General features: G+C 71.3%; 14 protein-coding genes. 4 read left to right on the top strand and 10 right to left on the bottom strand.

What is annotated here, in order from left to right; translation table 11 throughout:
- Positions 1-5: 5 nt before the first annotated feature.
- Both Mco01_RS38910 and leuS read right to left on the bottom strand, forming a co-directional pair.
- Positions 6-1,670, bottom strand: a complete 1,665-nt coding sequence (locus tag Mco01_RS38910; protein ID WP_239103338.1) for a cellulase family glycosylhydrolase — start codon at positions 1,668-1,670, stop codon at positions 6-8.
- A 181-nt stretch (positions 1,671-1,851) separates the two neighbouring features.
- Complete coding sequence (gene leuS, locus Mco01_RS04690) at positions 1,852-4,314, bottom strand: leucine--tRNA ligase (protein ID WP_204055659.1); 2,463 nt, start codon at positions 4,312-4,314, stop codon at positions 1,852-1,854.
- A gap of 430 nt (positions 4,315-4,744) precedes the next feature.
- Here leuS and Mco01_RS04685 point away from each other — a divergent pair, with 430 nt between their 5' ends.
- Positions 4,745-6,619 (top strand): hypothetical protein, encoded by a 1,875-nt coding sequence (locus Mco01_RS04685; protein WP_204055658.1) that lies wholly within the window; start codon positions 4,745-4,747, stop codon positions 6,617-6,619.
- Positions 6,620-6,625: 6 nt separating this feature from the next.
- Here the strand turns inward: Mco01_RS04685 and Mco01_RS04680 are convergent, their stop codons facing one another.
- Both Mco01_RS04680 and Mco01_RS04675 read right to left on the bottom strand, forming a co-directional pair.
- Positions 6,626-7,603 (bottom strand): phosphotriesterase family protein, encoded by a 978-nt coding sequence (locus Mco01_RS04680; RefSeq protein ID WP_204055657.1) that lies wholly within the window; start codon positions 7,601-7,603, stop codon positions 6,626-6,628.
- An 88-nt stretch (positions 7,604-7,691) separates the two neighbouring features.
- Entirely contained in the window at positions 7,692-8,363 is a 672-nt protein-coding gene (locus tag Mco01_RS04675; protein WP_204055656.1) for a hypothetical protein, read from the bottom strand.
- Positions 8,364-8,867: 504 nt separating this feature from the next.
- Here Mco01_RS04675 and Mco01_RS04670 point away from each other — a divergent pair.
- On the top strand, positions 8,868-9,242 hold the full coding sequence (locus Mco01_RS04670; RefSeq protein WP_204055655.1) for a hypothetical protein: 375 nt from the start codon (positions 8,868-8,870) through the stop codon (positions 9,240-9,242).
- A gap of 7 nt (positions 9,243-9,249) precedes the next feature.
- Here Mco01_RS04670 and Mco01_RS04665 read toward each other — a convergent pair whose 3' ends face one another.
- The 3 genes from Mco01_RS04665 to Mco01_RS04655 form a co-directional block, all read right to left on the bottom strand.
- Positions 9,250-10,518, bottom strand: coding sequence for a cytochrome P450 (locus tag Mco01_RS04665; protein ID WP_204055654.1), 1,269 nt, complete (start codon positions 10,516-10,518; stop codon positions 9,250-9,252).
- Between the two features lie 111 nt (positions 10,519-10,629).
- A complete protein-coding gene (locus Mco01_RS04660) occupies positions 10,630-11,487 on the bottom strand; it encodes an alpha/beta fold hydrolase (RefSeq protein ID WP_204055653.1) in 858 nt (285 codons plus the stop codon).
- A 10-nt stretch (positions 11,488-11,497) separates the two neighbouring features.
- Complete coding sequence (locus Mco01_RS04655) at positions 11,498-12,772, bottom strand: cytochrome P450 (protein WP_204055652.1); 1,275 nt, start codon at positions 12,770-12,772, stop codon at positions 11,498-11,500.
- A gap of 100 nt (positions 12,773-12,872) precedes the next feature.
- Here Mco01_RS04655 and Mco01_RS04650 point away from each other — a divergent pair, with 100 nt between their 5' ends.
- Together Mco01_RS04650 and Mco01_RS04645 are read left to right on the top strand one after the other, a co-directional pair.
- Complete coding sequence (locus tag Mco01_RS04650) at positions 12,873-14,906, top strand: NACHT domain-containing protein (protein WP_204055651.1); 2,034 nt, start codon at positions 12,873-12,875, stop codon at positions 14,904-14,906.
- Between the two features lie 44 nt (positions 14,907-14,950).
- Complete coding sequence (locus tag Mco01_RS04645; RefSeq protein ID WP_204055650.1) at positions 14,951-16,477, top strand: long-chain-fatty-acid--CoA ligase; 1,527 nt, start codon at positions 14,951-14,953, stop codon at positions 16,475-16,477.
- Positions 16,478-16,522: 45 nt separating this feature from the next.
- On the opposite strand, the gene Mco01_RS04640 is transcribed toward Mco01_RS04645, so the two are convergent.
- From Mco01_RS04640 to Mco01_RS04630, 3 genes are all read right to left on the bottom strand, one after another.
- Positions 16,523-17,782, bottom strand: a complete 1,260-nt coding sequence (locus Mco01_RS04640; protein WP_204055649.1) for an SAM-dependent methyltransferase — start codon at positions 17,780-17,782, stop codon at positions 16,523-16,525.
- Positions 17,783-17,808: 26 nt separating this feature from the next.
- The gene (locus tag Mco01_RS04635; protein ID WP_239103337.1) at positions 17,809-19,179 is read right to left on the bottom strand and encodes an FAD-binding oxidoreductase; all 1,371 of its coding nucleotides are present in this window, start codon (positions 19,177-19,179) and stop codon (positions 17,809-17,811) included.
- Between the two features lie 155 nt (positions 19,180-19,334).
- The gene (locus tag Mco01_RS04630; RefSeq protein ID WP_239103336.1) at positions 19,335-20,312 is read right to left on the bottom strand and encodes a 2-hydroxyacid dehydrogenase; all 978 of its coding nucleotides are present in this window, start codon (positions 20,310-20,312) and stop codon (positions 19,335-19,337) included.
- Positions 20,313-20,345 lie beyond the last annotated feature (33 nt).

The following is a 20,345-nucleotide window of genomic DNA, read 5'->3' as shown; positions in this document are numbered from 1 at the left end:
CCCGGTCAGCTCGCCGTACAGGTCACCGGCGACGGGACGCCGTTGGAGCCCGACCAGCTCCCGTTGAAGCCGAACGTCGTGGACGCGCCCGCGCCGAGCGCGCCGTTGTAGGCGAGGCTCGTCACGGTGACGTTGGCCCCGCTCGCGCTGAGCGTGCCGTTCCACAGCTGGCTGATGCTCTGCCCGTTCGGGAAGGTCCACTTCACGGTCCACGCGTTGGTGGCCGACGAGCCGGTGTTCTTGACGGTCACCTCACCCTGGAAGCCTCCCGGGTACTCGTTGACGACCTTGTAGGTGGCCGTGCAGCCCTTGTTCCCGGACGGGCTGGGCGAGGGAGAGGGAGACGGCGAGGGCGAAGGCGAGGGAGACGGAGACGGGGAGGGCGACCGCGACGGGGACGGCGACGGGGACGGCGAGCCCGACGGGGACGGGGACGGGGACGGCGTGCCGCCACCGCCCACCGGCGGGATCAGGTAGGGCTGCAGGATGCTCTGCTTGGCCTGGTCGACCGTGGCCCAGTCGTCCTTGAGGATGCCGCCGGTGTCCCCCGAGTTGGGGTTCCACGACCAGTATGTAAAGGACATCCCGTTGACCCCGGAACCCATGTACTTCATGAGCTCCTGCAGCCAGATCTTGTCGGTGTTGCTGGCCAGCGTCGTGCCGAACTCGCCCACCATGATGGGCGCGATGTTCTGCTTGTACAGGTAGCCCCAGTACTTATCCCAGATGGCCGGCATGTTCGCCGGGTAGGTCGGGTCGTCGAACCAGGTCTGGTGGTAGACCGACGTGGCGTACTCGTGCGGCGAGTAGACGAGCCGGTTGGCCACGTTCAGCCGGACCGGGTACTGCCCGGCCTTGGTGAGGTTGCCGCCCCACCAGCCGCAGTCCTCGTCGTTGCTGGTGTCGTTGTCCCAGACGTTGGACAGGCCCCCGCTCGGGCAGCTCACGCCCTCCACGAAGATCAGCCAGTTGGGCTGGACGGACAGGATCGCGTTGCCCGCCCGCTCGGCCGCCAGGCGCCAGTCGCGGGCCTGGTCGCCACAGCCCCAGCAGGAGCCGATCGCGTTCGGGTTGGTGCCGTCCGCGTGCGGCTCGTTGTGCAGGTCGGCGCCGATGACCGTGGAGTTGCCGGCGTAGTGCTGGGCGAGCGACTTCCAGTCGGCGAGCCAGGTCGACTCGGGGACGCCGGAGGTGTACCACAGGGCCGTCTGGCCGGCGCTGGTCGGGCGGTGCCGGTCGAGGATGATCCGCATGCCCTTCTGGCCCGCGTAGTCCACGACCTTGTCGAGGATCTGCATCGGGGACAGGCCGATCAGGTCGGGGTTGGAGTAGGTGTTCACGCTCGTGGCCTGCGCGCCCGGCTTCAGCGCGTCGTCGGAGAACGGCACCCGGATGGTGTTGTATCCCAGGCTGGCCATGAGATCGAGCTGGCTCTTCCACGGGTTGTTCGCCCACAGCCCGTGGAAGGTCTTGTTGTCGGTCTCCATGCCGAACCAGTTGATGCCGGTCAGCCGGACGGTGGCGCCCGTGCTGTCGACGATCTTGTTCCCGCTGGTGTGCAGGTAGCCGGTGCCGGTGCCGGCGGCGTTCGCCGGCGAGCCCGCGACGACGAGCACCGTCGCCACCATCGCGGCCACGGCCGCCAGCCCGCCGAGAATACGTCTGGACAAGACGTGCCTCCCACGCTGAGGGCACGCCGGTCGTGAGCCGTACGGTCAGGCGCGCACCCCAGAACCACCGCGCGCGGCGGTGGTGGTCGCGGCATGCCCTGACCGCACGCCTAATCAATATGAGTGATATGTGGCTCGGGCGTAATTTTGTCCACCCAGCCCGGCAGGCGTCAACAACCGGTCACGGGACGATGTTGACCAGCTTCGGCGCGCGGACGATCACCTTGCGCGGCGCGCCGTCCAGGTACGGCCTGACCTTGTCCGAGGCCAGGGCCAGTGCCTCCAGATCCGCCTCGGAGATGTCCGGGGCGACCTCCAGGCGGTCGCGGACCTTGCCCGCCACCTGGACGACCGCGGTGACCGACTCCTGGACCAGCAGCGCGGGGTCCGCCTGCGGCCACCCGGCCTTGGCGACCGACGGCGCGTGCCCGAGCCGCTCCCAGCCCTCCTCGGCCGTGTACGGCGCGACGAGCGACAGCATGATCGCCAGGGTCTCGGCGGCCTCACGGACGGCCGGGTCGGCCGCGCCGGGCCCGGAGTCGATCGTCCGCCGGGCGGCCGAGGTGAGCTCCATCATCCGGGCGACCGCGACGTTGAAGTGGTACCCCTCGACGAGCTTGGTCACCTCGTCGATCGTCCGGTGGGTGACCTTCCGCAGCTCCGGGTCGCCCGTGGCGGCGTCCGCTCCCGGGGCGGACGCGGCGCCGGCCTCGGCCATCACGCGGAAGGCCCGGGCCAGGAACTTCAGCGATCCGGCCGGCGAGAGGTGCGCCCAGTCGATGTCGTCCTCCGGCGGGCCGGCGAACACCATCGTCAGCCGGACCGCGTCGACGCCGAACGCGTCGATCTGCTGGCCCAGGTCCACGCCGTTGCCCAAGGACTTGGACATCGCCTTGCCCTGGTTGATGACCTGGCCCTGGTTGAGCAGGCGCACGAACGGCTCGGTGAAGTCCACCATGCCCATGTCGTGCAGGACCTTGATGAAGAACCGGCTGTACAGCAGGTGGAGGACGGCGTGCTCGACGCCTCCGACGTACTGGTCGATCGGGCCCCACGTGCGGACCTTCTCGACGTCGAACGGCCCGCCTGTGTAGTGGGGGTCGCAGTAACGCAGGAAGTACCACGACGAGTCGACGAACGTGTCCATCGTGTCGGTGTCCCGCTGGGCGGGGCCGCCGCACTTCGGGCAGGCCACGTTGACCCACTCGGTCGCTCCGGCCAGCGGCGAGACGCCCTTGGGCTTGAGGTCGGCGCCGCGCAGGTCGGGCAGCGTGACGGGGAGCTGGTCGTCCGGGACCGGCACCTCGCCGCAGTCGGGGCAGTGGATGATCGGGATCGGCGTGCCCCAGAAGCGCTGCCGCGACAGCAGCCAGTCGCGCAGCCGGAAGTTCACGGCCGCCCGCCCGGCGCCGCGCTCCTCCAGGATGTCGACGATCTTCCTGATCGCCTCGGTCTTCGTCAGGCCGTCCAGCGGGCCCGAGTTCACCAGCGTGCCCTCACCCGGGGTGGCGACGCCGGTCTCCCCCGGGTCGGCCAGGCCGGTGTGCACGACGACCTTCACGGGCAGCCCGAACTTCCGGGCGAAGTCGAGGTCGCGCTGGTCGTGCGCGGGGACCGCCATGATCGCGCCGTGGCCGTAGTCGGACAGCACGTAATCGGCCGCCCAGACCGGGATGCGCTCCCCGTTGACCGGGTTGATCGCGTACGTGCCCAGGAAGACGCCGGTCTTCTCCTTGTCGGTGGACAGCCGCTCGATGTCGGAGAGCTTGGCCACCGCGGCCCGGTAGACCGCCAGCGCCTCCCGCTGCTCGGGGGCGACGATCTCCTCGGCCAGCGGGGCGTCCGCGGCGACCACGAAGAACGTGGCGCCGTACAGCGTGTCGGGACGCGTCGTGTAGACGGTGACCGGCTCGTCGCGGCCCTCGATGCGGAACCGGACGTCGGCGCCGGTGGAGCGGCCGATCCAGTTGCGCTGCATGGTCAGCACGCGCTCCGGCCAGCCGCCCTCCAGCTGTGCCATGTCGTCCAGCAGCCGGTCGGCGTAGTCAGTGATCTTGAAGTACCACTGGGTGAGCTCGCGGCGGACCACATCGGCGCCGCAGCGCTCGCACTTGCCGGCCACGACCTGCTCGTTGGCCAGCACGGTCTGGTCGTTGGGGCACCAGTTGACCAGGCCGCCCTTGCGGTAGGCCAGGCCGCGCTCGTAGAAGCGGTTGAACAGCCACTGGTTCCAGCGGTAGTACTCCGGGTCGCTGGTGTGCAGCCGGCGCGACCAGTCGAAGGACACGGCGTACCGCTTGAACGAGGTCGCCTGCGTGTCGATGTTGGCGTAGGTCCACTCGGCCGGGTGGGCGTCGCGCCGGATGGCCGCGTTCTCCGCGGGCAGGCCGAAGGAGTCCCACCCGATGGGGTGGAGGACGTTGTAGCCCTTCTGGAACCAGTAGCGCGCGACGACGTCGCCGATGGCGAAGACCTCGCCGTGGCCCATGTGGAGGTCGCCGGAGGGGTAGGGGAACATGTCGAGCATGTACTTGCGCGGCCTGCTGTCCGACGCGTCCTCTACGGCCGCGAACGGGTTCAGCTCCTCCCACTTCGGCTGCCACTTGGCCTGCAGCGCCTGCGGGTCGTACACCGGCTCGTCCACTTCCACTCCTCGCCCGGCGTCTGGGTCACACAGATGAAGGCGCCCGCCCACGGCAGAGCCCCCGCTTCGTCTGCAAGGACAGCCCGCGTCTCCGCGATCTCACGCGCCGAGTTGTGAGACGGCTGCCCGACAAGCAGGGTGGCGGCACGCGTGTCAAGGGTAGCGCAGACGGGAACCACGCCGCCGATCGATCATGCCGGGCTGACCCGGGCAGTCAGATGGCGATACGCGATGGTGATAGTTCCGTTGTGAGGCGAATGTCCCTTTAGATTACTGTCGCATCGTGGCCAACACATTCCCGCCGGCGGACCTCCCGATGCAGGACCCGCCCACCGATCCGACGGGCGAGCAGTTTCGCGGGGCATTCTCCGGTTTCGCTGCGGCGCCCCCCACGTCCCATGAGATCATGCCAGGCACCCAGAATCCGGGCATGATCTCGGGAGGTTCCGTGCCCTCGGACCAGAGCGAACCCCAGCGAGCGCCGGCATGGCCCGAGGTCCCGCCGGCGTGGCCGGACGCCTCCACGGGGTCGTTCACGCCGACGGTGCGCTCGTTCGTGGAGGCCGCGCCCCCGGTGTCCCCGGTGTCCCCGCCGCAGCCCGGGACCGCGTCGCGGTTCGAGGAACCCGGCCCGATGCCCCGGTTCGACCGTCCCGGCCCGATGCCCGGCTTCGACCCTCCGGCCGCCGGCGCACGGCAGGACGAGGGCGTGGCCGGACCCCGGTTCGACCGGCCCGCGCAGGGATCCCCCTTCGACCGGCCCGCGCAGGGGTCCCCCTTCGACCAGCCGGCGCAGGGGTCCCCTTTCGACCCGGTCGGCCCGCCGCGCTTCGACCCCGCGCAGGGATCCCCGTTCGAGCGGCCGGCGCAGGGGTCTGCGTTCGACCCGCAGGGGTTCGACGCCGCACAGCGACCCTCGTTCGACCCGCAGGGATTCGACGCCGCACCGCGGTCCCCGTTCGAACCGCCGCGCTTCGACCCCGCGCAGCGGTCCCCCTTCGAGCCCCAGCGGTTCGACCCCGCGCAGGGATCCCCCTTCGACCGGTCCGCGCCCTCGGCCCCGCCGTTCGACCGGGCGTCGCAGGGATCCGCCCCTGACCCGTCCGCGCCGTCGGCGTCGCCGTTCGACCGGCCCGGTCCGATGCCCCGGTTCGACGGGGTCGGCTTCGGCGGGCACGACCCGTCGGACCCGCCCACGGCGCAGATGGCCGCAGCCGTCCCCACGGCGCCGCCCGCCCCCCAGTCCGGCCCCCAGTCCGGGCCGCAGTCCGGGCCGCAGCCCGGCCCGCAGACGGCTCCGCACTTCGCATCCCAGCCGGGCCTCCAGCCAGGCGCGCAGCCGGGCCCGCAGGCCGCCGCGCCCCACGGCGCGCCGCTGCCGCCCGGCGGTCCCCAGGCGCCGGCAACGCAGCCGCCCCAGGGCGGGCCGGGCGGTGGTGACGACCCGTACAAGCCGTTCGTGACGGCGGGGCAGATCAGCGGGCCCAAGACGCCGCCCGCGCACCGCCAGCAGGAGCTGTGGAACACGGTCTTCGGCGAGAACTACCGCGCCATGGACGAGTACGACGAGGAGGAGGGCGGCCGCCCCTTCTGGCTCTACGCGCTCATCGTCTCGGTCGTCATCGCGCTCGTCGGCGCCCTCGTGTGGGCCTTCGTCGCCGGGCCGCTCAGCTCGGGTGACGGCCCCTCCACGTCGGCCGCCCCCGAGCCGACCGCCTCGTCCTCGGCCCCGGCCGCCAAGCCGCAGTCGCAGTTCCCCGGGCTGCCCGCCTTCAAGGGCACCCCCTCCCCCGTCGCGGGGACCCTGGCCGACAGGACCGCCGGAATCTCGGTTCCCCGGCTGGGCTCGCCCTGGCAGGTCGACCCCAACCACCAGACCGTCCAGGCGACGTACGGCTTCGCGACCCGGCAGTTCGTCTCGGCCGGGATGACCACCCGGGGCAAGCCGGAGTTCGCCCAGGTGATGACGGGCCCGCTGCCGCAGGCGCTGGCCGTGAAGTACACCACGCCCGACAAGCTCGGGCCGGTCCTCAGCGCGGTGATGTTCAAGGCCAGGCAGTCGCTGTTCCCCAAGGGCAACAAGGTCACCAAGGTGGCCCAGCAGCGCCTGTCGAGGAACGGCCTGACCGGGCTCCTCGCGCTCTACAAGGTCGACGCCGACCACGAGGAGAGCACGGTCCTGGTCGCGGCGGTCAACACCGGCGCCGACCTGCCGGCCGTCGTCTACATGGCCGTCCCGGCCCTCAAGGACGACCTGCTCCCCGACATCACGACCGTCGTACGGTCGATCCGCCCGGTGAAGTAGACGCGGTCAGGAGAAGTACCGCCTGGGGTTGCCGACCAGCATCGCCGTGATCTGGCCGTCGGTGACGCCGCGCTCCCGCAGGGCCGGCAGCACGTCGTCGTGGATGTGGTCGTACCGCCAGTTGGGGGCGGCCAGCTCCTGGACCTGGTCCCAGGCGCCGCCGAAGTAGTCCATGAAGCAGGCGGTGTCGTGGCTGAGGACCATCCGGTCGGCGTAGCCGCGCTCGCACAGGGCCGCGATCGTGTCGATCCGGGCGGCCGTCGAGTTGTAGAGGTCCAGGCCGAAGCGGTCCATGCCGAGCGTGGCGCCCGTGTCGGCCAGCCGCATCAGGTAGTCGAGGTCGTTGGAGTCGCCGGCGTGGCCGACCACGACCTTCGTCAGGTCGACGCCCTCCTTGGCGAACAGGTCGAGGGCGAGCAGGCCCGTACGGGCGGCGGCGTTGGTGTGGACCGTGATGGGAGTCCCGGTCGCGGCGTGGGTGCGGGCGACCGCCCGGCAGACCCGCTCGACGCCGGGCGTGAGCCCCTTGTGCTCCACCACGCACTTGAGGAGCCCCGCCCGCACGCCCGTGTCCGCGATCCCCTCGGTGATGTCCCGGGTGAAGTCCTCCACCATCGGCTCGGGGATGTCCATGACCAGTCCCGGCCCGCGGTGCTCGTACTGGAAGGGCACGTCGTCGTACGTGTACAGGCCGGTGGCGACGACGACGTTGAGTCCGGGCACCTCGGCGACGATCCGCTGGACCCGGGGGATGTACCGGCCGAGCCCCCAGACCGTGGGGTCCACGATCGTGGTGACGCCCTTGGCCACCAGCGCCCTGAGCTTCCCGATCGCGTCGGCGACCCGGGCCTCCTCGTCCCACCAGGCTCCCCGGCCGTAGTTGTCCAGGTGCTCGGTGGCCAGGACGAAGACGTGCTCGTGCATGAGCGTCTGGCCCAGGTCCCCGGTGTCGACGGGGCCGCGGACGGTGGCGACGGTGGCCATGAGACCTCCATACCGACTGGTCGGTCCCCGTACCGTAGGCCGCCTTCCCCTCCCCGTCAACGGTTGCGCCGGGATGCCGGCGGCCCGCCTACAGAGCCGTACGTTCCATGTACCCCCACCGCTGGGCGTTCGGGACGAACACGTAGACCCAGTGGCCGTTGGACCTGCTCGTGCGGGTCAGGTGGACGTGCCAGCCCGCGGGCACGTTGCCGATGACGAAGTTCGCCTCGTCGCGCAGGGTGGCGTTCCTGGTCACCTTCCTGCGGCGCTCGACGATCGGGGCCGCAGGGAGGGCGAAGCCGACGGCCCGCCAGCCCGTCGGGGAGACGTTGCTGCGGCCCTCCTGGATCCGCCGCGGCACGGGAACGCCCGCCGGATATCCCTTCTGCTTCACCGAGCGGCCGATGCAGTCGCGCCGGGTGAAGCCCCACCACGGGAACGTCCGGTCGGCCCGGGACGGGTCGGACACCAGCGCCCAGTCGCTGTCGACGTTGTACCGCCAGATGAGGTGGCGCCCGGCCGGGATCGTGAAGGTGCCGTTCGCCACCACTCCCGGCCTCGGGTAGTTGAAGTGGACCGTGCAGGCGCCGCGGGCGCCGTAGACCACGAACAGCTTCGTCCGCGCCGCGGCCGCCGTCCCGGCGTGGGCCGTGCGGTCCGCGCCCGCGCCGCGCGCGGCGGCGTCGGCCGCGACGGGCAGGCAGAGCACGGCCGCCAGGGCGACGGTTACGGGGGCCTGGACTGCGAAGACGCGTCTCACGTGGAAATGCCTTTCGTGCGATCGACTGGAATGACGTTCGAATTGCCCGAATGAACCGGAGAATGCGATTATGTACATCCGGCTCGCACTTCACAGGATTTTTCACGACGAAAATGACTGAAATGTCGGAAGCCCGTCTACCAGCGGAAACGCGGGCTGAAACGGCGGAGACGGTGAGGGTGAAAACGGAAATGACGCAGTCCGTGGCCGACGCGGTCCGGCGGGCCAGGGAGGCCGCCGGCATGACCCAGCGGCAGCTCGCCGAGGAGATCGACCGGCGCGGAGTGCCGATGTCGACGCCGACGCTGTCGCGCTGCGAGATGGGCCGGCGCGACTTCAAGGACGCCGAGTTGACGGTGATCACGCAGATCCTCGCCCCGGCCGCGGGAGACCACCTGCGCGACCTCGCGCCTCCCCCGCCGGACGGCACGCCCTCCCCGGAGGCCGGGCCCTCCCGGCGGGACGCCGCGGCCGACCCGGGCGACGAGGCCCGGCAGGAGACGCGTGCCGGAGGAAGACGCAGACGGGCGGCGCGGGCGGTGGCCGCGGTCGCCGCCGTCGCCCTGGTGGCCGCGCTCGGAGCCCTCGTCCTCGCCCTGCGCGGCGGCTCCGGCGCCCCCGCCGCCGTCCCCGGAGGGGAACGCCTCGGACGGCGGCCGCGCCGGCTCACGCCCCGCCGGCGGGTGCGGGCGGTACGAGGTGGCCGCGCGGGACCTGTGGCTGCGCGACCGGTACGGCGAGCCGCGCGAGCAACTCCCCCACGGTCTCGTGGTCACCGCCTCCGGCGGGGACGACGTGGAGGGCCGCTACCGGCACGTCACCGCGCCCGGCGGCCGCGACGGCTGGGTGGACCCCTCCTACCTGCGGCCGGTCTGCTGATCGGGGGTCAGAACTCGCAGGTCATGTGCTTGGTGCCGTTGATGAAGCTGGAGAACAGCCGCTCCGGCTCGCCGGCCTCGATCGTTGGGACGCGGCGCAGCAGCTCGCGGAACATGACCGTGATCTCCCGCCGGGCCAGGTGGGCGCCCAGGCAGAAGTGGGGGCCCGGCCCGCCGAACCCGACGTGCGGGTTGGGGTCGCGGGCGATGTCGAACCGCAGCGGGTCGGCGAAGACCCGGTCGTCCCGGTTGGCCGACCAGTAGTAGAGGACGACCTTCTCGCCGGCGCGGTACCGGTTGCCGTTCATCACGTGGTCGCGGGTGACCTTGCGCCGCATGTAGTTCACCGGGGAGGCGAGCCGGACGATCTCCTCGACCGCGCCCGGCGCCCGCCCGTCGACGTCCTCGAGCCACAGCCGCTTCTGGTCCGGGTTCAGCGTCAGCAGGCGCATGCCGTACGAGATGGCGTTGCGGGTGGTCTCGTTGCCGGCGACGACGAGCAGGATGAAGAACGACCCGAGCTCCTGGGCCGTCAGCCGCTCCCCGTCGAGGTTGGCGTTGACCAGCGAGGAGGTCAGGTCGCCCGTGGGCGTCTCCTGCCGCAGGGCGGCCAGGTCCTGCACCAGGGCCTGCAACTCCATCCCGGCCGTGAGCAGCGCGGTCGCGACGTCCTCAGGATCGCTCACGTACTCGGGGTCCGAGGCGCCGAGGATGATGTTGGACCTGTCGAAGACGAACCCGTAGTCGCTCTCCGGGATGCCCATCATGTCGCAGATGACCTTCAGCGGCAGCTTGGCGGCCACCTCGGTGACGAAGTCGCAGCCGGGGCCGGTCGCGAGCAGTTCGTCGACGATCCGGGAGGCGGCCACCTCGACGTCCGCCTCGAACTGCTTGATCATCCTCGGCGTGAAGGCGCGGGAGACGATCCGGCGGAGCCGGGCGTGCCGGGGGTCGTCCATGTTGATCATCGAGCCGAAGTACTCGGTGAACTCCGGGGGCATGTCGACGATGTTCGTCGCCCCGCCGTCACCCGAGCAGAAGATCTCGGGGTTGCGGCTGGCCTCCAGGATGTCCTCGTGCCGGACGAGCGCGTGGTATCCGAGGCCCCTGGGGGCGAAGGAGATCTCGGGCTCCTCGAAGAACGCGGGGGTGTCGAGGTCGCGCAGCAGCCGGAACGCGTGCTCCCGCTCCTCGGGCGAGCGGCCCCAGAAGTCCCAGTCGGACAGGTCGATGTCGGCGACGGACCTGATGGGCGCACGCTCGGCGGGCTGCGTCATGGGCCGGTCCTCCCGGGGTAATAAGTAGAACCGCGTTCGGTTTTCAGTCTGCCACAGCACCCGGTCCACGGCCAGGACCGCTCGCGCCCCGGACCCTCGCTGCAGGGACTCTCACAGCCAGGAGAGGATAAGGCCGTTCACCTCCCGGGGCCGTTCCAGATGCAGGAAGTGCCCCGCGCCCGCGACGACCTCGGCGCGCGAACCGGGCGGCAGGTGGTCCGCGGCGCCGGCCGCCACCTCGGCCCCCAGGCACCCGTCGTCGGCGCCATGCAGGTAGAGCACGGGCCGTCCCGGCCCGCGTCCCGCCGCCTCCTGCTCGGCGGCGTACCGGCCGGTGGGCGGGACGGCGCCGAGCATGGCCCGGTAGTAGCCGATGGCCGCGCGCAGGTTGGCCGGGTCGCGCAGGCACACCCGGGCCCGCGCGGCGTCCTCCTCCCCGTCGTACCCCGGCGACCAGTCGCGCCACAGGCCCTCGACGAAGCCCTTGGCCGCGGCCGCCGTCTCGGCGAAAGCCGTCTGGAACAGGAAGATGTAGAAGGAGCGCTTGAGCTGCTCGTAGCGGAGGAACGCGCCGAGCATCGCCGGGAGCGGCGGGACGACCAGCGCCACGGCGCGGCGGAACCGCTCGGGGGCGAACGCGGTCGCGCCGTAGGCCGGGAACGCGCCCCAGTCGTGCCCGATGACGACGGCCTCCCCGTCGCCGCCGAGCGCCTCGTGCAGGGCCACCGCGTCGGCGATCAGCGCCCCCGCCTCGTACGCGCCGTCGGGCGGCACCTGGGTGGGCGCGTAGCCCCGCATGAACGGCGCGACCGCGCGGTAGCCCCGCTCGGCCAGGCCGGGCAGCAGGTGACGCCAGGTGTACGCCGAGTCGGGGAAGCCGTGCAGGCACAGGGCGAGCGGCCCCCGCGACGGCCCCTCCACCAGGTAGCCGAACTCGATCCCGTTGGCCGTGACCGTCCGCGCCTCCACGGCCCACCCCCTAGTAGCGGTAGCCCAGGTGCTTGACGCCGTTGATGAAGTTCGACAGGAGGTACGACGGCTCGCCCTCGGACCGGATCTCCGGCATCCGCGTGAACAGCTCGCGGAACATCACCGTGATCTCCCGCCGGGCGAGGTGGGCGCCCAGGCAGTAGTGGGGGCCGGGGCCGCCGAACCCGACGTGGGGGTTGGGGCTGCGGGTGATGTCGAAGACGTCGGGGTCGTCGAAGACGGCCTCGTCGCGGTTGGCCGACGTGTAGAACAGCAGGACCTTGTCGCCCCTGCGGTAGTCCTGGCCGTTCATCGTGTGGTCGCGGGTGACGGTCCTGCGGAACTGGATGACCGGGCTGCAGTAGCGGACGATCTCCTCGACCGCCCCCGCGATCCGGCCCTCGAAGTCGGCGGTGAGCAGCGCCCGCTGCCCGGGGTTGTCGGTGAGCAGCTTCAGGCCGTGCGCGATCGCGTTGCGGGTGGTCTCGCTGCCGGCCACGACGAGCAGGATGAAGAACGAGCCCAGTTCCTGGGAGGTGAGCCGCTCCTCGCCGTTCACGAGGAGGCTGGTCAGGTCGCCCGTCGGGCGGCGGCGGCGCTCGTGGGCGAGGTGGCGGGCCAGGGAGCTCAGCCCGTGCCCGGCGCGCAGCAGCGCGGCCAGTCCCCGGGCGGTCGTCCACCGGCTCATCGGCGCGTCCGGGCGGGAGAGGTCGACCTCGATGCCGGAGTACTCGGAGTCGGCGTTCGCGAGGATCGTGTTGGTCCGGCGGAGCACCACGTCATGAAATTTCGGGGGAATGCCCATCATGTCGCAGATGACCTGAACGGGAAGCCGGGCCGCGATCTGGGTGACGAAGTCCCCCGGCCCCTCCTCCATCGCCCGCGAGACGATCTCCTCGGCGGCCCGCTGGAGGTCCTCCTCCATCTTGGCGAGGATCCGGGGCGTGAAGGCCCGGGAGACGATCCGCCGCAGCCGGGCGTGCCGGGGGTCGTCCATGTTGATCATTGATCCGAAGTAGACGGCCAGCCAGCGGGGCATGTCCGGGATGCTGTTGGCCGTGGGCTCGCTGCTGAAGACCCCGGCGTTCCTGCTGGCCTCGGTGACGTCGGCGTGCCGGACGAGCGCGTAGTAGCCGGCCCCCTGCGGAAGGAAAGGGATCTTGTTCTCGGCCAGGAAGACCGGCCGGTCCAGCCGGCGCAGCCGCCGGAACGCCTCGTGCCGCCGCGCCTGGGGCAGGGCCCAGAACGGGATGCGGGACAGATCGAGGTCGGCGTCCACGGTCATGCCGCCACTGTCCAGCACATGACCGGATCTTTCAAGACACCCGGTCACGGACGGGCCAAGAGCCGATAATCGGATCAGGTGCGGGCCGAGGGGTGGTGACATGCGCAAGGGGCGGCTGACGGCCGCGCTGGCCGCCGCCGTCAGCGCGATCCTCCTGCCGGTCGCCGTCAACGTCGCCACCGGCGGAACGCTGCCGGCCGAGCTGGAGCCGTACCGGAGCTGGGCGTGGCCGTGCGTCGCCGTCCTCGGTCTCGCCGTCGTCTGGTTCGCGGTCGACGCCGTGACGCCCGGCGCGGATCCGGCCCGCGACCGGCCGTACGGGAGGACCCGGCCCGAGACCCGCGGACGCGCGGCGGACAACGTGCGGGCGCACCTCACGCGGCGGCTGGACCTCAAGCTGGGCGACGTCCTCCGCGTGGACGTGCGTCTCGAGGACCGTCCCGAGGCGGTCGAGCCGATCCTGAGCAACCGGGTCAGGCGTCTGGACACGACCGCCCCGGTGACGACGAGCGTCCGGAAGGCGTTCGACGACCTCGACCGCTCCATGGTCCTACTGGGCCGGCCGGGGGCCGGCAAGACGACGCAGCTGCTCGAACTCGCCCTCTCCCTGCTCGACGAGAAGGACGGGCCGATCCCCGTGCTCCTCGACCTCGGCGGCTGGGGGCGGACGCGGAGTCTGCTGCCGTTCCTCGACCGCCGGAAGACCGTCGACGACCTGCGCGGGTGGCTGCTCGCCCAGGCGCAGGAGCGGTACGGCATCGGTGCCCGTGTGGGCCGCGAATGGCTGGACGACGGCGAGCTCGCGCTCCTCCTCGACGGACTCGACGAGGTGCCGGAGGAGGCCCGCGGCCGGCTGACCCGCCTCATCGACGAGCTGCACGGCGGGCACCGCGACCTGACGATCGCCGTGAGCAGCCGGAGCGCGGAGTACGCGGCCTCGCCCGCCCTCGCCCTCAACGGCGCGGTCGTGATCCTGCCGCTCGGCCGGGACGACGTGACCGCCTACCTGTCGGCGTCCGGAAGCCGCTTCGCGGACCTGCGCCGCGCCCTCGACGCCGACGGCTCCCTGTGGGACGTCATCGACTCCCCGTTCTGGCTCCACGTCCTGGCGGCCGTTGCCGGCGATCCCGCTTTGGGGGATCCGAAGGAGCCGCTCGACCCGGCCGACCGCAGGAGGCGGATCCTGGACCTCTTCGTCGCCCGGGCCCTGCGTCGGCCGAGGCGGGAGATGGGTCGGTACGCCCCCGAGACGGTCGTGCGATGGCTCGGTCAGCTGGCCACGGTGGCCAGGACGTCGGGATCCACGGTGGTCGCCACCCGCTTCGACCTGATCTCCCGGTACGCGCAGACGGTTCCGCTCCGGCTGGTCTCCCCGGTCCTCCCGCCGCTGAGCATCGCGCTGTTCGTCGCGTCGGCGGTGGTCACGGGGGTCTCCCTGTCCAGGGGAGCGGGCGCGCTCACCGCGATCGCGCTGGGCTGGCTGCCGGCCAGCATGTCGATCATGCTGCCGGCGGAGGCCGTCGCGGCCGGATACATGAGGCTCCCCAGGAGCGCGGGCGTCTGGGTGACCGGCCTCGTGGCGGCGATCCCGGTCACGTTCGGCGAGTTCCAGCTCCAGGACATGCTGCTGTCCGGGCCGGGAGCCTCCTGGGCCGCCGCTGCCGCGTCGGGGAGCACGGTGTTCGTCGCGGCGGCCGCCGTGGGCGTCGTCGCCGTCCTGGTGCCGTTCTTCGACGAGGACGAGGCGCGGGCCGACAGGTCGAGGTCGGTGATGGGCCGCGGGGTCCCGGCCGTGTGGGCCCTCACGTGCGCCGTGTCCCTCCCGCCGGCGGTGCTGGGGGCCGTGGCATGGACGGGCCCGTTCGCGGACGCGGTGGGCGGCGTCCTCCTGGGCACATCTGTCGCCGCGGGCGCGGGGGTCGTGATCGGGATGCTGCTCACGGGATCGTGGCTGCCGCGGCTCGTGCTGGTCGCGGCGGGGCTGCTGCCCGTTCGGCTGACCGACTTCTATCGCTATGCGGCGTCGGCCGGACTTCTCGTGCCGGACGGCGAGAACGCCTACCGGTTCCTGCATCAGATCTTCGTCGACCACTTCGCCGAGCATCCCCATTGCGCCGACTCCAGCAGCCGCTAGGGTGCTACCTACCGGTCGGTATGCCACATGTTTGGGAGCGTTCGATGCTCAACCTGTCCGTCGTGCTGGAGGACAGCGCCCGGGAGAATCCCGAGGGGACCGCCGTGGTGCTCGGCGACCTCCGCCTGCCGTACTCGATGGTGAACACGGTCGCCAACCAGGTGGCGAACCTGCTGGTGTCGCGGGGCATAGGCAGGGGTGACAAGGTGGCCCTGGCCTGCCCCAACCTGCCGTACTTCCCCTTCGTCTACTTCGGCATCCTCAAGGCCGGCGCGACCGTCGTGCCGCTCAACGTCCTGCTGCAGGCACGGGAGATCGCCTACCACCTGGAGGACTCCGGGGCCAAGGCGCTGTTCTGCTTCGAGGGCACCTCGGAGCTCCCGCTGGGCGAGCGCGGCCGGGCGGGCTTCGATGAGGCCGCCGGGACCGAGCACTTCTTCGTCCTGCCAGCGACTCCGGCCGCTACCGAGTCTGCGCTGGGCGAGACGCTGTGGGCGGCCCTCGACGGCATGCCGGGCGAGTTCGAGACCGCGCAGACCTCGGCGGAGGACACCGCCGTGATCCTCTACACCAGCGGCACCACGGGCCGGCCGAAGGGCGCGGAGCTGAGCCACCAGAACATGGTCGTCAACGCCATGATCAGCGATGAGATGTTCCCCCGGCAGCAGGAGGACGCCTACCTGGCCACGCTGCCGCTGTTCCACTCGTTCGGCCAGACGGTGATCATGAACGCCGGGTTCCGGCGGCGGGCGACGCTCGTGCTGATGCCGAGGTTCGAGCCGTCTGAGGCGCTGCGGTTGATGAACCAGGAGAACGTCACGCTGTTCGCCGGGGTGCCCACCATGTACTGGGCGCTGCTCACGGCGGTCCGCACGGGGGCCGGCGAGGTGCCCCGCTCGCTGGTCACCGCCGCCTCCGGCGGCTCGGCGCTGCCGGTCGAGGTGCTCAAGGACTTCTCCGCGACGTTCGGCGTGGACATCCTGGAGGGCTACGGACTGTCGGAGACCTCGCCGGTCGCCTCGTTCAACCAGATCGGCAGGCCGGCCAAGGCGGGCTCGATCGGCACACCGATCTGGGGCGTCGAGATGAAGCTCGTCGACGCCGAGTGGAACGAGGTCGGCGACCTCGGCGAGATCGCCATCCGCGGCCACAACATCATGAAGGGCTACCACAACCGGCCCGAGGCCACGGCCGAGGTCATGCGGGACGGCTGGTTCCGCACCGGCGACGTGGCCCGCCGCGACGAGGACGGCTACTACTTCATCGTCGACCGGGCCAAGGACATGATCATCCGGGGCGGGTTCAACGTCTACCCGCGGGAGATCGAGGAGGTCCTGATGACCCACCCGGCGGTCTCGCTCGCCGCGGTCGTCGGGGTGCCCGACGAGTCCCACGGTGAGGAGGTCAAGGCGTACGTCATCAGGAACCCCGGGGCCGCCACCAGCGAGGAGGAGCTGGTGGCCTGGTGCCGGGAGACCATGGCGGCCTACAAGTACCCGCGGATCGTCGAGTTCCGCGACTCCCTGCCGATGACGGCCACCGGAAAGATCCTCAAGCGCGAGCTGCGCTGACGCGTGCCGGGCGCCGCCGCGGCCCTCCGCGGCGGCGCCGTACGGTCACGGCCAGTCGAGGGACGGGCGCAGCGCGATCTGTGCCGAGGACGAGTCGTCGAGCCTGACGCCGAGGATCTGGTGGAGCTGGACCTTGTTGCGCTCGAAGCCGACCACGCAGCCGGCCATGTAGAGGCGCCACACGCGGGCCGTGCCCTGGCCGACCTCCTCGACCGCCTCGTCCCAATGGGCGTCGAGGTTGGCGCACCACTCGCGCAGCGTCAGCGCGTAGTGCTCGCGGAGATTCTCCTCGTGGCGGATCTCGAAGCCGATGTCCTCCATCTGGCGGACCAGGTAGCCCACCGACTCCAGCTCGCCGTCCGGGAAGACGTAGCGGTTGATGAAGCCGCCCTTGTTGAACGTCTTCTCCTTGCCCGTCGGGCGGGTGATGCAGTGGTTGAGCAGCCGGCCGCCCGGCTTGAGCTTGCCGTACAGGAAGGAGAAGTACGACGGGAGGTTGTCCTTGCCGATGTGCTCGGTCAGGCCGATCGAGCTGACCCGGTCGAACCCGGTCTCGGGCACGTCGCGGTAGTCCATGTAGCGGACCTCGGCCAGCTCCGACAGGCCCGCCTCGGCGATCGCCTTCTGCGCCCACTCGGCCTGCTGCCGGGAGAGCGTGACGCCGAGCCCCTTGACGCCGTAGTGCTTGGCCGCGTGCATCACCATGCCGCCCCAGCCGCAGCCGACGTCGAGCAGCCGCATGCCGGGCTGGAGGTCGAGCTTCTTGGCCACCAGGTCGAACTTGGTGAACTGCGCCTCCTCCAGCGTGGCGTCGGCCCGCGGGAAGACGGCGCAGGTGTAGGCCATCGACGGGCCGAGCACCCACTCGTAGAACTTGTTGGAGACGTCGTAGTGGTGGTGGATCGCCTCGGCGTCCCGCTGCTTGGCGTGGCGGCTGCCGAGTCTCGCCATCGTGCTTCGGCGGACCTCCTGTGGCGGCGGGGGCACCCGCATCATCAGGGGCTTGACGCCGAGCGAGCGGATCGCGGCCACCTTCTCGCCGAGCGGCAGGTCGTTGAGCGTCAGCGACCACATCCGGTCGAGCAGGGTGTACATGTCACCGTGCACGTCGATGTGCCCCGCGATGTACGCCCGGGCGAGCCCGAGCTCGCCGGGCGCCTGCGCGAGGTAGGCGACCGCGGCGGGCGACTTCACCTCGATCCGCACGTCGGAATCCGGCGTTCCCGCCTTGCTCCCGTCGTAGGCGACGAACTCGACACCCGCGTCGGGACCGACGATCTTCCCGAAGATGTTCGCAAGAGTCATGTGCACCTCTCCCGAATACGTGACGCCTACCGGCCCCGGACACACTTGTCGTACAGGTCGAGCATGCGCCCGCCCGGGTCGTACGACCGTTTGACCGGCCAGTAGGCGTCCCCGTTGTAGAGCCGCCAGAACTCCTCGCGCTCGTAGAAAGACGTGGAGTAGAGCGACTTGTGGCCGTCGAGGTCGTGGACCGCGTGCTCGATCAGCCGGTTGTAGTACCCGTCGAACTGGCCGCGCGGCAGCGGGACCATCCCCCAGAAACCGAAGTTCACGTAGAGGCGCCCGGGCTGCAGCGGGTAGAGCGGCCACTCCCCCGTCGCCTTGAGCGGGCACATCCACACCGGGGCCATGCCCACCCGGCGGTGGAACAGGTCGAGGAACTCGGCCCCCCGCTCCACCGGCACCTCGACGTCCTGGATCACCGACTCCTGCGCGGGGTTGTCGCGCCAGCGGTCGATGCGGGCGGTCACGCCGTACCTCTGGTCGAGGCCGACGAGCTTGCGGTACACGTCCGAGCGCAGCCAGCGGCGCGGCAGCAGCGAGCGGACCAGCGGCTGCTGAACCCCGAACGCCCGGGAGCACCAGAACCAGTCGGTGTCCCAGCGCCACAGGTAGTCGCGCACGGTCAGCCAGTCGCGGGCACGGCTGCGGATGGACTGGTAGTAGATCCGCATGCCCGTGTAGTCGGACGTGTAGGGCGCCTGGTCGGAGAAGGTCCCGAGCGTGATGTACAGCTCGTCGGGGGCGAAGAACGTGCCGTCGACGAAGTCGACCGGGTCGCCGTCGTGCTCGCGGCTCTCGCAGATCTCCTGCATGGCCAGCATGCACTTGTCGGCGTCGGTGAAGCGCAGGTGCGTCAGCCGGACGTACGGCTTGACCCTGGCGAGCCTGATCCTGATCCGCAGCGCGTAGCCGAGGGTGCCGTAGGAGTTGGGGAAGGCCCGGAACAGGTCGGCGTGCTCGTTGTCCGCGCGGGCGACGACGATGCGGCCGTCGCCGGTGAGGATCTCCAGCTCCTCCACCGACTCGTGGGGCAGGCCGTCGCGGAAGCTGCTGGACTCGATCCCGAGGCCGGTGACGGCGCCGCCGAGGGTGATGGTCTTGAGCTGCGGCACCACGTACGGCATCAGCCCGTACGGCAGGGTCGCGTCGACCAGGTTCTCGTACGTGGTCATGCCCTGGACCTCGGCCGTCATGGTCTCCGGGTCCACCTGGATCACCTGGTCCAGGTCGCGGGCGGACAGCGTGGCCGTCTTCCCCGGCGTGCGGAAGCGGAACAGGTTCGTCGTGGCCTTCCCCAGCCGCGGAGCGGCGTCGGCGGGGATCGCCGCGTAGGAGTCCCTGATCTGCTCGACAGCCTGATTATGGGCGGTCATACTGGCCGTGCGCTCTGGCATGACACCACCCCCATGGATCGTAGAGATCGCCTCTTGGCACGCTAACCCCGGAACACATCGCGGACCAGACTAGACACGTTACGTGCGCGAAAACTATCCGGAATCCGCTCGGCACCCGGGGAGAGCCGCCCAGCAGCGCTGATCGTATCCTGCGTCTAACGGCGGCGGACGACGGGGTCGACTCCGTTGACCACGTTGGTCACCGGCCGCCCCTCCAGCGCCGCGCCGAGGTTCGCCGTGACGCACTCCAGCAGCCGGGTCGTGGCCTGCGGCGTCACCCCGGCGGCGTGCGGCGACAACAGGACCCGGTCGCAGGAGCGCAGCGGGTCGTCCGCGGCCGGGGGCTCCTGCTCGTAGACGTCGACGGCGGCCCCGGACAGGTGCCCCGACTCCAGCGCCGACAGCAGCGCGGCCTGGTCCACCACCCCGCCGCGCGCGGCGTTCACGAGCACCGACCCGGCCGGCATCCGCGCCAGCCGCTCCGCGCCGATCAGCCCGCGCGTCTCCTCCGCCAGCGGCACGGCCAGGACCAGCACGTCGCTGGTCGCGACCAGCTCGTCCAGGTCCAGGTGGGCGGCGCCGTACGACTCGGGCTTGGGCGAGCGCGACCAGTAGGCCACCCGGCAGCCGAGCGCGCCGAACAGGCGGGCGCAGGCCGCGCCGATCGGCCCGAAGCCGACGACGCCCACGCGCAGGCCGGACAGCTCGCGGCGCTGGAGGGTGAACTGCGGCCACCCGCCCGCCCGCATCTCCCGGTCGCCGTCCGCCAGGTGCCGCAGCAGCGCGAGCGCCGCGGCCAGGCACCACTCGGCCACCGACTGCGCGTTCACGCCCGCGGTGTTGGCGAGGGGGACCCCCGCGGCCGTCAGGGCGTCCAGGTCGTGCCCGTCCACGCCGACCGAGGGCTGCTGGACGAACGCCAGGCGCGGCGCGAGCCGGACGGCCTCGGCGTCCAGCGCGAGCGCGCCGCTCCAGTCCCCCACCACGATCTCGGCGCCGGGCAGCGCCTCCAGCAGGGCGTCCCGGTCGCGGCGGGCCGGGACGGCGACCTCCACCCGGTCGCCCAGCCCGGCGAGCAGGCCGCGCACGGCGTCCTCCGGCAGGGGCGGCAGTGCGAGAAGCTTCCACGTCACGGGCGGAAGTCTGGCACGAGACCGAAACATGTT

It is taken from the genome of Microbispora corallina (assembly GCF_016863035.1).
Lineage (GTDB): Bacteria > Actinomycetota > Actinomycetes > Streptosporangiales > Streptosporangiaceae > Microbispora > Microbispora corallina.
This window is presented reverse-complemented; position numbering and strand designations above follow the sequence as displayed.